The following is a 13,202-nucleotide window of genomic DNA, read 5'->3' as shown; positions in this document are numbered from 1 at the left end:
TCGCGACCAGAAAGCACGGCGCCTATCTGCGGATGGAGGGTGGCGCGTGAGCGAACGGCTGGCCGTGAAGAAGACGTACAAGCTGTACATCGGCGGGAAGTTCCCGCGTTCGGAGTCGGGCCGGTCCTATCAGGTCACCGACACGAAGGGCCGGTTCCTCGCGAACGCGGCGCATGCGTCGCGCAAGGACGCCCGGGATGCCGTCGTGGCCGCTCGCAAGGCGTTTGCGGGCTGGTCCCGTGCCACCGCCTACAACCGCGGCCAGGTGCTGTACCGGGTGGCCGAGGTGATGGAAGGGCGCCGCGCGCAGTTCGTCGACGAGGTCGCGGCCGGTGAGGGCCTCAGCCGTGGCAAGGCGGAGAAGGCTGTCGACGAGTCGATCGATCGCTGGGTCTGGTACGCGGGTTGGACGGACAAGATCGCCCAGGTGGTGGGGTCGAGCAACCCGGTGGCGGGGCCTTACTTCGACTTCTCGGTGCCGGAGCCCACGGGTGTGGTCGCTGTCCTGGCGCCGCAGCGCTCGTCGCTCCTCGGCCTGGTGTCCGTTTTGGCTCCGGTGCTGGTCAGCGGCAACACGGCCGTGGTGGCGTCGTCGTACGAACGCCCGCTGCCGGCCATCACGCTCGGTGAGGTCCTGGCCACGTCGGACGTACCTGGTGGCGTTGTGAACATCCTGACGGGCCGGATGGGCGACACCGCGCCGTGGCTCGCCGCACACATGGATGTCAACGCGGTAGACCTGGCCGGTGCGGCGGGTGACGACGAGCACGCCCGGGAGCTGGAGCTTGCCGCCGCGGAGAACCTCAAACGCGTGGTCCGGGCCCCGGCCGACGAGCCGGACTGGACCGCCGAACCGGGGCTCGACCGGATCACGTCGTTCCTCGAGACCAAGACCGTCTGGCACCCGGTCGGCATCTGACACCACGCCGATCAGTGCTGTCCCGCCACGCACCAAGGAAAGCTTGGTGTTGCGCCCGCCATGCACCAAGGAAGCTTGGTGCTGTCCCCACGACACCATGCTTCCTCAGTGCGAGCCGCCCCTCGCGGCGATCATGGCCGAGTTCGCCGTCATGTGCCACGCGCCGACGACCGGCTGTTCGCGTGGCATCTCCAATGCTGAACGCCAGGAACGCCGGACCGCGAGCATAGTCTGGGAAGGATGTGGGTTCAGCGGTCCAGGCAGCGCGCTGCGACGCTGACCGCTTTCCTCGTTTCAGGGGCGATGGCGGCCGGGTGCGCGGGGGCCGGCGAAGGTACGGATACGACACCGAGACCGGATACGCCTCCGTCGCCTGCATCCGGCCCTACCTCGACCACCGAACCGACCGCATCGGGCCCGGCTTCGGCATCCGGCCCGGCGACGTCACCCCAGGCCTCGACGCCGGACCCGTCCGACGAGCCGCCTGGACCGGGCGCCGAACCCGTCACCATCTCGTTCGCCGGCGATATGCACTTCGAAGGCGACCTCAGGTCTCGGCTGGACGAGCCTGAGCGCGCCCTGGATCCCATCTCGACGCGCCTCTCCGAGGCGGATCTGACGATCGTCAACCTGGAGACGTCCGTCGGCTCGGGCGGCACTCCGGAGCCGAAGCGGTACACGTTCCAGGCGCCCCCGTCAGCGTTCGACGCACTCGCCGCAGCCGGCGTGGACGTCGCGACGATGGCCAACAACCACGCGATGGATTACGGCCCGGAGGGACTCAACGAGACCCTGGCGGCCGCCGAGCGGGCCGCTGAAGGCAGCCCGGCACTCTCCATCGTGGGGATCGGCGAGGACCTGGAAGCGGCGTTCACACCCGCGCTCCACGATATCCGCGGAACCACGGTCGCGGTACTGGGCGCCTCGCTCCCGGACGATCCCACCGCCGACCCTACCGAGCAATGGGCGGCCGCCCCGGATCGTCCCGGCATCGCCGTAGCGCTCGACCCGGAGCCGTTGCTCGCCGCAGTGGCGGCCGCGCGGGCCGAGAGCGACGTCGTCGTGGTGTACATGCACTGGGGCGTCCAGGGCGACGCCTGCCCCAACGATTCCCAGGCCAACCTCGCAGGTGCGCTCGCCGAGGCCGGTGCGGACGTCGTCGTCGGCAGTCACACGCACCGGCTGCAGGGCGCGGGGCTGCTCGACGACGCGTACGTCGCCTTCGGGCTGGGAAACTTCGCCTGGTACACACAGGCCTCTGCGGCGACGACTACGACAGGCCTGCTAACCCTGACGGTGGACGACGGCGTGGCGGTCGGTGAGGAATGGGCCCCGGCCAGAATCGGGTCGAGCGGTCTTCCCGAGTTCGCCGACGGCGCCGACGCACACGAGATGCGGACGGACTTCGCGGATCTGCGGGAGTGCACGGATCTGGAACCGCCCGGCGGCCGCTGAGCGCTCCTTTCCATCGCCGCCGACCTCACTTGTCCTCCTCGTCCTCCGGCTCGGTCGCCGCATCCGTGTCCCTGGATACGCTCGGCCCCGCGGCCGCGCCCGGCAGCCGGTCCCCGAACGGGGGCTTCAGTGCCGGCTCGGTGCAACCGCCGTATCCGTCGTCCTCGACGGAGTACCGCGGATACACGTGCGAGCCCCACGGGCTGGTCACCGTCGTCAGCAGCGTGCGGTCCGTCTCCTCGTCGTAGCACTCCCCGAACGGCTGGAGTTCGATCGGGTTCCCATCCTGATCGAACAGGCGGACGTCACGCAGAAGTTCGCCGTCCGGGCCGTACGCGAAGATGTTCTCCACCGAAACCCAGTCCTCATCGTGCAGCAGCTCACCGTCCGGGCCGTACGCGACGTCGTTCCCCAGCGGGACCCAGTCATCTTCGGTCATGTCGCCGGTTCTATGGGCGCTCGACTGATGCAGGTGGTCGTTGTATCCGTCCTGGTAGCCGGCGTCGTACGAGACGTACTCGGGATCGGACGGCCGGGCGCCGGACGCGATCGCCGCGCACACGACGAGCGCACCGACGGCCAGCGCCACATTGGCAGCGGGCACCAGGCGGGCAGCGCGGCCGTGCATCTCCTGCGCGCGGCTCTTCCGGCCCAGCCAGATCGAAGCGACCAAGGCGACCACAAAACTGAAAGCGCCCATCGCGAGCGTCGTGATACCCGCCACGGCGATGCCGACGACGGCCGCCCGGACGACCCACCAGGCCGGGCGCAGGGAGGTCACGAACTCGACCGCGGGCTCGCCCCACGGCCTCCCACGGACCCACCACATCGCGGCCGCCAGCGCTCCCGCTCCCGGAATCAGCCGCAGCTCGGCGGCGGGCTCCTGGTGGGCCACCAGCAGAGCGGCACCGGCGGCGGCGATGACAGCACACACAGCGGCGGTGCCGAGCAGCATGCCCGGGTCACCAGATATGAACAGCACATCGAGCACGGCGAACCCGATGAGCACCACCGCGGCGGCAGCAAACGCTGCGGTCACCAGGCGCATCGCGGGACGCCAGAACGCCGTCCCAGAGGTCGCGGCATCGGCCGTCGGCGGAGGCGTAAGCCCGGCAGCGGCGCTCAACTCCCGCGCGTACTCGGCCGGAGCGCCGAGCCGGTCCACCAGCCGCGGAGTGGTCAGCGTCTCGCCGAATTCCGCGGCCACCTGCTCCAGGTGCTCGCGGACATCGTCCATGATCTCCGCGACGTCGTCGGCCGGAAAGGCACCCAGCTCGTCCCGGACCGCCGCGGCATATGTCTCCACCACGGTGTTCCTCAGTTTGTTCGTGTTCATCACGACTCCTTCGTCTCCTGATCGGCCCGGCCGGGAATGCGCTGGCCGAACGCAGGCGGGCCGGGCGTGTGCTCGCCGGGCGTACGCTGATCGAGCAACTCGTTCATGGCCCCGGTGAACTCCCGCCAGGTCTTCGCCGAACGATCCAGGCGGTCGCGGCCGGGCCCGTTCAGGCTGTAGTACTTGCGATGCGGGCCCTCCTCGGACGGCACGACGTAGGTGGTCAGCACCCCCGCGCTGTACAGGCGGCGCAACGTCCCGTACACAGAGGCGTCGCCCACCTCGTCGAACCCGGCCGCCCGCAGCCGGCGCACCACGTCGTAGCCGTAGCCATCCGCATCCCGGATCACGGCGAGCACGGCAAGATCCAGCACGCCCTTGAGAAGCTGACTCGTATCCATGGGTCTCCCTTCGAGACACGGATGAGTATTACGTTTTACGTAGTACCGCGTAAAGCGCGACACGCCGCCGGCGGAAAGACCGGCATTCTCAGGGGGACCCCTGACGGCGAAGATCGGGGGCTTACTGGATGTGCCCAAAGTCCCCGCAGACGTAGCGTCGAACCATGACCACGACATACTTTCCCACGAAGCGACGCGGACTCGTCCGGCCCAGCGAAGGCCGCATTCTGGCCGGTGTCTGTGCTGGGCTGGCACGCAGGTTCGGCACCACCCCCACCCGGGTGCGCATCATCGCGCTGATCTCCTGTCTGCTACCCGGCCCGCAGTTCGTCATCTACCTCGCGCTGTGGCTGATCATGCCGAACGAGGACTGACCGGGCCGGGCCGCAGGTCAGCCAACGTACGCTGGGCCCGAAGCGCAGCGTAGCCCGGCTTGACGACATCGTTGATCAGGACCAGCCGCTCGTCGAACGGAATGAACGCGCTTTTCAGGGCGTTGACCGCGAACCATTGATAGTCGTCCAGGTCGTAGCCGAACGCCTCGGACAGCAGGGACAGCTCCCGGGACATCGATGTGGCGCTCATCAGCCGGTTGTCGGTGTTGACCGTGATGCGGAACCGCAGCTTGGCGAGCAGGCCGAACGGATGCTCCGCGATGGACGACGCCGCCCCGGTCTGAATGTTCGACGACGGGCACAACTCGAGCGGGATGCGCTTGTCACGGACGTAGGCGGCCAGCTTGCCCAGCGTGACCTCGCCCGATTCCGCCACCTGGATGTCGTCGACGATCCGCACACCGTGCCCGAGCCGATCGGCGCCACACCATTGAAGCGCCTCCCAGATGGACGGCAACCCGAACGCCTCGCCCGCATGGATGGTGAAGTGCGCGTTCTCCCTGCGCAGATACTCGAACGCGTCCAGGTGACGCGTGGGAGGGAAGCCCGCCTCCGCGCCGGCGATGTCGAACCCGACCACCCCCGCGTCCCGGTACCGCACCACGAGCTCGGCGATCTCGCTCGAGCGCGCAGCGTGACGCATCGCCGTGAGCAGTGTCGCCACCCGGATGGGGCGGCCGTCGTCGGCGGCTCGGCGCTCCCCCAGCCGGAAGCCCGTCTCGACGGCGTCCACCACGTCGTCGAGGGTGAGCCCTCCTTCCAAGTGCTGTTCCGGCGCGTAGCGGACCTCGGCGTAGACGACGCCGTCGGCGGCCAGATCCTCCGCGCACTCGGCGGCGACTCTGCTCAGCGCCTCCCGAGTCTGCATGACGGCGACCGTGTGCTCGAACGTCTCCAGGTACCGCTCCAGCGAGTCCGAATCGGCAGCCGCGACGAACCAGTCGCGCAGGGCCTCGGCCGAGTCCGCTGGCAGCTCGTGGCCGGCCTCCGCCGCGAGCTCGATGACGGTCTCCGGGCGCAGCCCACCGTCGAGGTGGTCGTGCAAGACCACCTTCGGTGCTGCGAGAACCTCCGCCTGGGTGGGCACCATAATGGCGACGCTACACGAGGCTCCCACCCTTCTCCCTCATGATCATCGACGATGCGTCGGGGCCTAGTCCGCTAGACCATCGATGATCATGGAACGGAGACGTATGCACGCTAGGGTCGGGGTGTGGCTCAGAACGTGTACATCGCCTCGGTGACGGGCGAGACCGGAAAATCGACGGTGGCGCTGGGTGTGGTGACAGCCCTGACCCGGCGCATCGGCCGGGTCGGCGTGTTCCGTCCGATCGTGCGAAGCGGGAGCCGCCCGGACTACGTGCTGGAGCTTCTCCTGGCGCACGACGGCGTCGACCTTCCGTACGAGCTGTGTGCGGGCGTCACGTACGACGACGTTCATGCCGACCGGGACGCCGCGTTGAGCACCATCCTCGACCGCTACCACCAGGTGGCCCAGCGATGCGACGCCGTCGTTGTGGTCGGCAGCGACTACACCGACGTGGACAACCCCACCGAGTTCTCCTACAACGCGCGGATCGCGGCCAACCTCGGCGCGCCGGTCCTCCTGGTGGTCAACGGACGAGACCGGACCCCGGCGAACCTGCGGACGGTGGCGGATTCCGCCGCCGGAGAGCTGGCGGCGAACTCGGGACAGCTGCTGGGGATCGTGGCGAACCGGGTGGCGCCGGCGCTGCTCGACCAGGCGCGCGAGGCACTCGGCTCCACAGCGCTCGGAGTGTCGACGCCCGCCTACACGCTGCCCGAGGAGCCACTCCTGTCCGCGCCGACCGTAGGCGACCTCCTGGATGTGGACGGCGAGCTGTACCGGGGCGATCCCGCGCTGCTGGGTCGCGAGGTCCGCGAGTTCGTCGTCGCCGGTATGACGTTGCCGAACGTCCTGGACCGGCTGGTGGACGACGCCGTGGTGGTCACCCCCGGCGACCGCTCCGACGTGTTGCTCGGCGTGCTCATGGCGCACGCGTCGCGGACGTTCCCAACCTTGGCGGCGGTGGTGCTCAACGGCGGCTTCTCGCTGCCCGAGCAGATCGTCACGCTGATCGACGGACTGAACGTGAACCTGCCGATCATCACCACCAAAGACGACACGTTCGCCACCGCCACGGCCCTCGCCGCCGTCCGGGGCCGGCTGACCCGCGATTCCGCCCGCAAGGTGGAGACCGCGCTCACCCTGTTCGACCAGCACGTCGATGAGGTGGAACTCCTCGACCGTCTCGACGTCACCCGCAGTGAGGCCGTCACGCCGCTGATGTTCGAGCATCGGCTCGTGGACCGAGCGCGCGACGACGTCCGGCACATCGTGCTGCCGGAAGGCGACGAGGAACGCGTGCTGCGCGCCGCTGACACCGTCCTGCGCCGGGGCATCGCGGAGCTTACCCTGCTCGGCGACCCCGACATCGTGCACACCAAGGCCACCCGGATCGGCGTGGACATCACCGCGGCACAGGTGGTCGACCCGCGGACCAGCGAGTGGCGTGAGCGATTCGCCCACGAGTACGCGGACCGGCGGTCGCACCGCGGCGTGACCCTTGAGCTCGCGCATGACCAGGTCGCCGACGTCTCGTACTTCGGGACCATGATGGTTCTCCTCGGCCTCGCCGACGGCATGGTGTCCGGCGCCGCGCACACGACGGCGCACACCATCCGGCCGGCGTTCGAGGTGGTGAAGACCCGCGAGGGCGTCTCCACGGTGTCGAGTGTCTTCTTCATGTGTCTGCGCGACCGGGTGCTGGTGTACGGGGACTGTGCGGTGAACCCGGATCCGAACGCTGAGCAGCTCGCGGATATCGCGATCTCCTCGGCGCAGACAGCCGAGGAGTTCGGCGTGGAGCCGCGGATCGCGATGCTCTCCTACTCCACCGGTGAGTCCGGGTCCGGCGCCGACGTAGACAAGGTCCGCACTGCCACGGCGCTGGCCAGGGAACGCCGGCCCGACCTGTTCATCGAGGGACCGATCCAGTACGACGCCGCGGTGGACGCTGGAGTGGCGCGTACAAAGCTCCCGGAGAGCGACGTGGCCGGCCGGGCTACCGTCTTCATCTTCCCTGACCTCAACACCGGCAACAACACTTACAAAGCGGTGCAGCGTAGCGCCGGGGCGGTGGCGGTAGGCCCCGTCCTGCAGGGTCTCCGCAAACCGGTCAATGATCTGTCCCGCGGGGCTCTGGTGCGCGACATCGTGAACACCATTGCCATCACCGCCATCCAGGCCCGGCACACCTGACGTCTACCGTGCGGCGATCTCCAGGACGTCTTCCACCTGTGACATGGCGATCTCGACGTCTGGAGCGGGGAACAGCCCGATGCTGTCCACGCCGGCTGCCTCAAGTGCGCTGACATGCTCGATGGCGTCATCCATGGTGCCGATGGGCGCGATCTCGGTCCACCATTCCGCGGGCATGCTGGCCAGCCCCTCGTTGCCGTGCTGGCGGTAGCGCTCGATGAGCTCCTGATAGAACGGCAACGTGGTGATGCCCACGGTGGGGTTGTCGAGCAGGGAGGCCAGCCAGGGAGCCATGATGGTGTAGGCGGCACGACGCTCACGTTCGACACAAAGCACCGAGAAGACAGCCGTGTGGAACTGGTCCGGCCGTCCGGCCTGGTCCAGCGCCCACCGGACGTACGTGGGGCTGGCCGGCTCGGCGAGCACGACGCCTCCGGCCACCCGGCCTGCCAGTGCCATCGACTTGGGCCCCCGCACACCCGCCAGGAGCGGCGGCACGTCAGCCGGCGGGTGATGCAGCTGGACGTCGTCGAGCGTGACATAGGTGCCATGGACGGTGACCCGCTCACCGTCGAGCAGGCGCCGTACGGCGTCCATTACCTCCTCCAGGGCTGTCAGCGGAGACTCCGGCCGCACACCCATCTGGCCCATCCAAGACTGCACCCCGTGGCCGATGCCCGGAAGCACCCGTCCCGGAGCGAGGGCACACAACGTCGCGATCTCCATAGCCGTCACCGCCGCGGTGCGCGCCACGGCCGGAAGAATGCCGATGCCTACGGTGAGTCGCTCACTCACAGCGAGCGCCGAAGCGGCAAGACTGGCGCCTGCGGTGTAGAAGCAGTCCTCGATCACCCACAACTGGTCCGCACCGGCATCGAGCCGCCGTGCTAGGTCAACCACCAGCGAGGCGGGGAAGGTCCGGTCAAAGCACATACCGACGTGGGCTCGTTTCAACACCATGCGAGAACGGTACCCGTAGAGACTGACAGACTAAGGACGCCGCGCAAGCCCGGCTGAAGACCCGCAACCCATGGGATACGACGAGGTGTGACTGATGAGCGCAACGGTACTCGTGCTCAACTGCGGTTCGTCGTCGATCAAGTATCAGCTCATCGACGCCCACGACGCGCGCGTCCTTGCGCGAGGGCTGATGGAACGGATCGGCGAGGAGACCGGCCATGTCCGGCACGAGTCCACCGAGGGCGTCGTGCAGCAGGATCCCCAGCTGCCGGATCACGAGTCCGCTCTGAAGACCATGCTCGGCACGCTCGAGGAGCACGGCCCACGGCTTTCCGACGCCGGTGTGGTCGCCGTCGGCCACCGGGTGGTCCACGGTGGTGAGCGCTTCTCCGCGCCGGTACGGGTCGACGACGACGTCGAGCGCACCATCGACGAGCTCTCGGCGCTCGCTCCGCTGCACAATCCGCCGAACCTGGCCGGCATCCGAGTGGCCCGCCAGGTCCTTCCGGACCTGCCGCACGTGGCGGTCTTCGACACCGCGTTCCACCAGACGTTGCCGCCAGTGGCCTACACCTACGCTCTCGACCGCGAGGTGGCCGCACAGAATCACGTGCGCCGTTACGGCTTCCACGGCACGTCGGTCGCCTACGTCACGAAAGAAGCCTCCCGATTCCTGGAACGTGACCCGGCACGCACCAACCTGATCATCCTGCACCTCGGCAACGGCGCATCCGCCACGGCGGTGCGGGGCGGCAAGTCAGCCGACACCTCGATGGGGCTCACTCCGCTCGAGGGCTTGGTGATGGGCACCCGCAGCGGTGACCTCGACCCCGGCATCCTGTTTCACCTCCGGCGTGAGGCCGGCTGGTCGGTCGACGAGCTCGACGACCTGCTCAACCGGCGCAGCGGCCTGCTTGGCCTGTGCGGAGTCAATGACATGCGCGAAGTCCAGCGGCTGGCGCTGGAGGGCGACGCCGACGCCCGGCTGGCACGGGACGTGTACTGCTACCGGATCCGCCAGTACGTCGGTGCCTACCTCGCCGTCCTCGGCGAGACCCACGCCGTGGTGTTCACCGGCGGCGTCGGCGAGAACGACGCGTGGGTGCGCTCGCACTCGATCGCCGGTATGCGGCAGCTGGGTATCGAGATCGACCACGTGCGCAACGCTTCGCGCGGCGAGCGGCCCCGGCACATCTCCCCGGACGGAGCCGCCACGGCGGTGCTTGTCGTCCCCACCAACGAAGAACTGGAGATCGCCCGCCAGTCCGTCGCCTTGGTCACCTGATCGTCGATGTGTCATCTGATCGTTGAGCGCCGGGCGATCAGGTGACGGCACACGGCTCCTGCGTGCTCGTTCGTCGTCCGATCCAATCTCGCCATTCGGACGCTAAACGATCAGGTGACCAAACCCACGCCACGAGGTCCGTTTGGTCACCTGATCGTTGGGCCCGACGGCGCCGCGCTACGCCACCCGGTCGATCACCAGGGGAAGCAGATCGGGGCGCGAACCCACGGGAGCGATCGTGAACGCCCCGTCGAGTGCGTCAAGGGCACGGTCGAATCGCTCCGGCTCGTCGGTGTGCAGGGTCAGCAACGGCTCGCCGCCGGCCACGACCGCGCCGGGTTTGACGTGAATCTCCACCCCGGCGCCGGCCTGCACGGTGTCCTCCTTGCGCGCTCGGCCGGCACCCAGCCGCCAGGCCGCGACTCCCACACCGTAGGCATCCAGGCGGCTGAGCACCCCGTCAGCCGGGGAGAGCACGGTATGGGTTTCGCGCGCCCGGGGCAGGGGCGCGTCCACAGCACCGCCCTGCGCTGTCACCATCGCCCGCCAGACGTCCATCGCGGAACCGTCCCGCAACGCCTCAGCCGGATCCTTGCCGTCGATTCCCGCTGCTGCCAGCATCTCCCGGGCGAGCGTCACGGTAAGTTCGACGACGTCCTCCGGCCCGCCGCCCGCGAGCACCTCGACGGATTCGCGTACTTCCAGCGCGTTGCCCACCGTGAGACCCAGCGGTGTCTGCATATTGGTCAGCAACGCAACCGTCCGGACGCCGGCGTCGCTGCCCAGGTCCACCATGGTGCGGGCCAGCTCCCGCGCCGACTCGGTGTCCTTCATAAACGCCCCTGAGCCGACCTTCACGTCCAGGACCAGCGCACCGGTGCCTTCGGCGATCTTCTTGCTCATGATGGAACTGGCGATGAGCGGGATCGCCTCCACGGTGCCGGTAACATCCCGCAGAGCGTAGAGCTTCTTGTCTGCGGGGGCGAGGTTCTCCGTCGCAGCGCACACCACGGCCCCGGCGTCCCGGACCACCGCTTGCATCTCCTCTGCCGACAACGACGCACGCCAGCCGGGTATGGACTCGAGCTTGTCCAATGTGCCGCCGGTGTGTCCGAGCCCTCTCCCGGAAAGTTGCGGGACGGCGGCGCCACAGGCCGCCACCGTGGGTGCCAACGGCAGCGTGATCTTGTCGCCGACCCCGCCGGTCGAGTGTTTGTCGGTGGTGGGCCGGCCGGCTGCGGTCCAGTCCATGCGCGTCCCGGACCGGACCATAGCGTCGGTCCAGCGGGAGATCTCCCGCCGGGACATGCCATTCAGCAGGATGGCCATCGCCAAGGCGGCCATCTGCTCGTCGGCGACGCCACCGCGAGTGTAGGCGTCGATCACCCAGTCGATCTGGGCGTCGGCGAGCTCCTGCCCGTCCCGCTTGGCACGGATGACGTCCACTGCGTCGAATCGGGTTTCACCGCTGCTTTTCACAGTTCAGACCGCCTTGTTCGTCTTGATGGTCTCGTCGCGCCCGACGACGTCGGACTCGGCGAGAGTGCGCCCGGTGCGGCGGCACCGGGTGGGGCGCCCTTACCGATCCTGCCCGAAGACGATCCTCGCGGCCAGCGCGTCAGCAACCAGCGAACACGGCGCCCGCTCACGGTCCTGACGTCTTTCATCCGTCCTGACGCCCCACAGCCGCGTCATATGCCCCCACATCGCCGTTTGGCGCGACGGAAAGGAGTCAGGACGACGCAACGGCGTCAGGACAACGCCCGATGAGGGTACGGACGACGCGACGACGCACCCAGGACGACCCAACGGCGTCAGGACATACGCTCCGCGGCTCGGCGATGGACGCCCACGTGGTAGCCGACCGCTGTCGCCGCGAATCCAGTAGCGATGACCACGAGGATCAGGTACGACTGCCCGGTGGCAGGCAGAAGGAGCGCCGCCGCGCCGGCCGCCAGGACGAAGCTGGCGTTGAACGCCACGTCGTAGAACGAGAAGACCCGCCCGCGGTACTCGTCGTCCACGCTCTCGTGCACCACGGTGTCAACGACGATCTTCATACCCTGTGTCGCCAGGCCGAGGACACCTGCCACCACCGCCATGGCAGGAACGGTGAACAGCGTCCCCGGCACCAGCACGACCACGGCAGCGGCCGCCAGGAGCAACGCGGCCCAGGTCTCCTTGCGCATCTGCCGGGTGGCCACGGGGGTCAGGAGTGCCGCGACCATGAATCCTGCACCGGAGATCCCCAGAAGCATCGCCAACGTTCCCAGTCCGGCGTCGACGTCGGCCGGGTCGTGGAAGTAATTGCGGGACAGCAGGATGGCGGCGATCAGGGTCAGCCCGTAGAAGAACCGCGTCGACGCCATCGCGGTGAGCGCCCACAGGGCCGGCTTGCGCGCGGCGATGTGCCGTGCGCCCTCGGCCATGCCGTCCACGACCTGCCGCGCAGCCAGGGTCACCGGGATCCGTTCCACGCCGCCGTCGCCAGAACCCTCGCCATCGTCCCCGCCCGGGCCCAGGGTCGTGCGCCCGATCCGCAACGACAGCAGCGCGGCGACCAGATACAGCAGTGTCGCCAGCAGCACGATGGGACCCTCGGCGGACTCCTCGGCGTCGGACCCGAACAGCCACCGCTGAGTCAGGTAACCGGCACCCACTCCCGCGATCATCGCCACCGCCCCGGAGGTGGGCGCCACCGAGTTGGCCATCACCAGCTCGTCGCGCTCGACGACGCGCGGCACCGACGCACTCAGCCCGGCCAGGACGAACCTGTTCAGCGACAGCATGGCCAGCACCGTGATGAAGAACGGCGGGCCGACATTGCCATCGGTCACCTGCCACACCATCGCCAGGGAGAGCGCCGCGCGGCACAGGTTGGTGAACAGCAACACCTGGCGGCGCTGCCAGCGGTCCAGCAGCACGCCCGCGAACGGTCCGATCACCGAGTAGGGCAGCAACAGCACAGCGAAAGCGGCCGCCGTCGCCGCCGCACCGGTCTGGCGTTCGGGAGAGAAGAAGACGTACGACGCGAGCGCCACCTGCAGCACTCCGTCACCGAACTGACCGGCGATCCGGACACCGAACAAGCGCCGGAAGCCCGGTCTGCGCAGCAGAATTCGCAGCTCGGACGAGAATCCCGTGGTTGTCGGCACACAGACAGCCTAG

11 protein-coding genes and 1 pseudogene are annotated in these 13,202 nt (G+C 68.6%); 5 read left to right on the top strand and 7 right to left on the bottom strand.

Annotated features, from left to right (window positions below):
* Positions 1-46: 46 nt before the first annotated feature.
* Positions 47-919, top strand: a complete 873-nt coding sequence (locus G1H11_RS07530) for an aldehyde dehydrogenase family protein (RefSeq protein WP_163817590.1) — start codon at positions 47-49, stop codon at positions 917-919.
* A 248-nt stretch (positions 920-1,167) separates the two neighbouring features.
* On the opposite strand, the gene G1H11_RS07525 is transcribed toward G1H11_RS07530, so the two are convergent.
* Positions 1,168-1,431 carry a hypothetical protein gene (locus G1H11_RS07525; protein ID WP_163817588.1) on the bottom strand — a complete coding sequence of 88 codons (264 nt, stop codon included), beginning with the start codon at positions 1,429-1,431 and terminating at the stop codon, positions 1,168-1,170.
* A gap of 16 nt (positions 1,432-1,447) precedes the next feature.
* Here G1H11_RS07525 and G1H11_RS07520 point away from each other — a divergent pair, with 16 nt between their 5' ends.
* Entirely contained in the window at positions 1,448-2,374 is a 927-nt protein-coding gene (locus G1H11_RS07520; protein ID WP_163817586.1) for a CapA family protein, read from the top strand.
* A 25-nt stretch (positions 2,375-2,399) separates the two neighbouring features.
* Here G1H11_RS07520 and G1H11_RS07515 read toward each other — a convergent pair whose 3' ends face one another.
* Both G1H11_RS07515 and G1H11_RS07510 read right to left on the bottom strand, forming a co-directional pair.
* Positions 2,400-3,710: an HAAS signaling domain-containing protein gene (locus tag G1H11_RS07515; protein ID WP_163817585.1), complete on the bottom strand. Its 1,311-nt coding sequence runs from the start codon at positions 3,708-3,710 to the stop codon at positions 2,400-2,402.
* Positions 3,711-3,793: 83 nt separating this feature from the next.
* Positions 3,794-4,111 (bottom strand): annotated as a pseudogene (locus G1H11_RS07510) (PadR family transcriptional regulator); the annotation flags it as partial.
* Between the two features lie 164 nt (positions 4,112-4,275).
* On the opposite strand from G1H11_RS07510, the gene G1H11_RS07505 reads away from it, so the two are divergent.
* On the top strand, positions 4,276-4,485 hold the full coding sequence (locus G1H11_RS07505; RefSeq protein ID WP_163817581.1) for a PspC domain-containing protein: 210 nt from the start codon (positions 4,276-4,278) through the stop codon (positions 4,483-4,485).
* Here the strand turns inward: G1H11_RS07505 and G1H11_RS07500 are convergent.
* Entirely contained in the window at positions 4,466-5,596 is a 1,131-nt protein-coding gene (locus G1H11_RS07500) for an adenosine deaminase (RefSeq protein ID WP_163817580.1), read from the bottom strand. The two genes, G1H11_RS07505 and G1H11_RS07500, sit on opposite strands and share 20 nt — an antisense overlap.
* A gap of 123 nt (positions 5,597-5,719) precedes the next feature.
* Between G1H11_RS07500 and pta the strand changes: the two genes are divergently transcribed.
* Complete coding sequence (pta, locus tag G1H11_RS07495) at positions 5,720-7,789, top strand: phosphate acetyltransferase (RefSeq protein ID WP_163817577.1); 2,070 nt, start codon at positions 5,720-5,722, stop codon at positions 7,787-7,789.
* A gap of 3 nt (positions 7,790-7,792) precedes the next feature.
* Here pta and G1H11_RS07490 read toward each other — a convergent pair whose 3' ends face one another.
* Positions 7,793-8,749: an LLM class flavin-dependent oxidoreductase gene (locus tag G1H11_RS07490; protein WP_216843542.1), complete on the bottom strand. Its 957-nt coding sequence runs from the start codon at positions 8,747-8,749 to the stop codon at positions 7,793-7,795.
* Positions 8,750-8,843: 94 nt separating this feature from the next.
* On the opposite strand from G1H11_RS07490, the gene G1H11_RS07485 reads away from it, so the two are divergent.
* On the top strand, positions 8,844-10,034 hold the full coding sequence (locus G1H11_RS07485) for an acetate/propionate family kinase (RefSeq protein ID WP_174257460.1): 1,191 nt from the start codon (positions 8,844-8,846) through the stop codon (positions 10,032-10,034).
* Between the two features lie 177 nt (positions 10,035-10,211).
* On the opposite strand, the gene G1H11_RS07480 is transcribed toward G1H11_RS07485, so the two are convergent.
* Both G1H11_RS07480 and G1H11_RS07475 read right to left on the bottom strand, forming a co-directional pair.
* The gene (locus G1H11_RS07480) at positions 10,212-11,513 is read right to left on the bottom strand and encodes a thymidine phosphorylase (RefSeq protein WP_163817575.1); all 1,302 of its coding nucleotides are present in this window, start codon (positions 11,511-11,513) and stop codon (positions 10,212-10,214) included.
* Positions 11,514-11,848: 335 nt separating this feature from the next.
* Entirely contained in the window at positions 11,849-13,189 is a 1,341-nt protein-coding gene (locus G1H11_RS07475; protein ID WP_216843541.1) for an MFS transporter, read from the bottom strand.
* Positions 13,190-13,202 lie beyond the last annotated feature (13 nt).

Source organism: Phytoactinopolyspora alkaliphila, from assembly GCF_010550695.1.
GTDB classification, from domain to species: domain Bacteria; phylum Actinomycetota; class Actinomycetes; order Jiangellales; family Jiangellaceae; genus Phytoactinopolyspora; species Phytoactinopolyspora alkaliphila.
The sequence above is the reverse complement of the archived record's forward strand: the minus strand, read 5'-3'. Positions and strand labels throughout refer to the sequence as shown.

Excerpts from the sequence above, each read along its gene's own strand:
- G1H11_RS07525 (WP_163817588.1), bottom strand. The coding sequence starts at position 1,431 with ATGGTGACGGGTTCGGCGCCCGGTCCAGGCGGCTCGTCGGACGGGTCC.
- G1H11_RS07520 (WP_163817586.1), top strand. The coding sequence starts at position 1,448 with ATGCACTTCGAAGGCGACCTCAGGTCTCGGCTGGACGAGCCTGAGCGC.
- G1H11_RS07515 (WP_163817585.1), bottom strand. The coding sequence starts at position 3,710 with ATGAACACGAACAAACTGAGGAACACCGTGGTGGAGACATATGCCGCG.
- G1H11_RS07505 (WP_163817581.1), top strand. The coding sequence starts at position 4,276 with ATGACCACGACATACTTTCCCACGAAGCGACGCGGACTCGTCCGGCCC.
- G1H11_RS07500 (WP_163817580.1), bottom strand. The coding sequence starts at position 5,596 with ATGGTGCCCACCCAGGCGGAGGTTCTCGCAGCACCGAAGGTGGTCTTG.
- G1H11_RS07490 (WP_216843542.1), bottom strand. The coding sequence starts at position 8,749 with ATGGTGTTGAAACGAGCCCACGTCGGTATGTGCTTTGACCGGACCTTC.
- G1H11_RS07485 (WP_174257460.1), top strand. The coding sequence starts at position 8,844 with ATGAGCGCAACGGTACTCGTGCTCAACTGCGGTTCGTCGTCGATCAAG.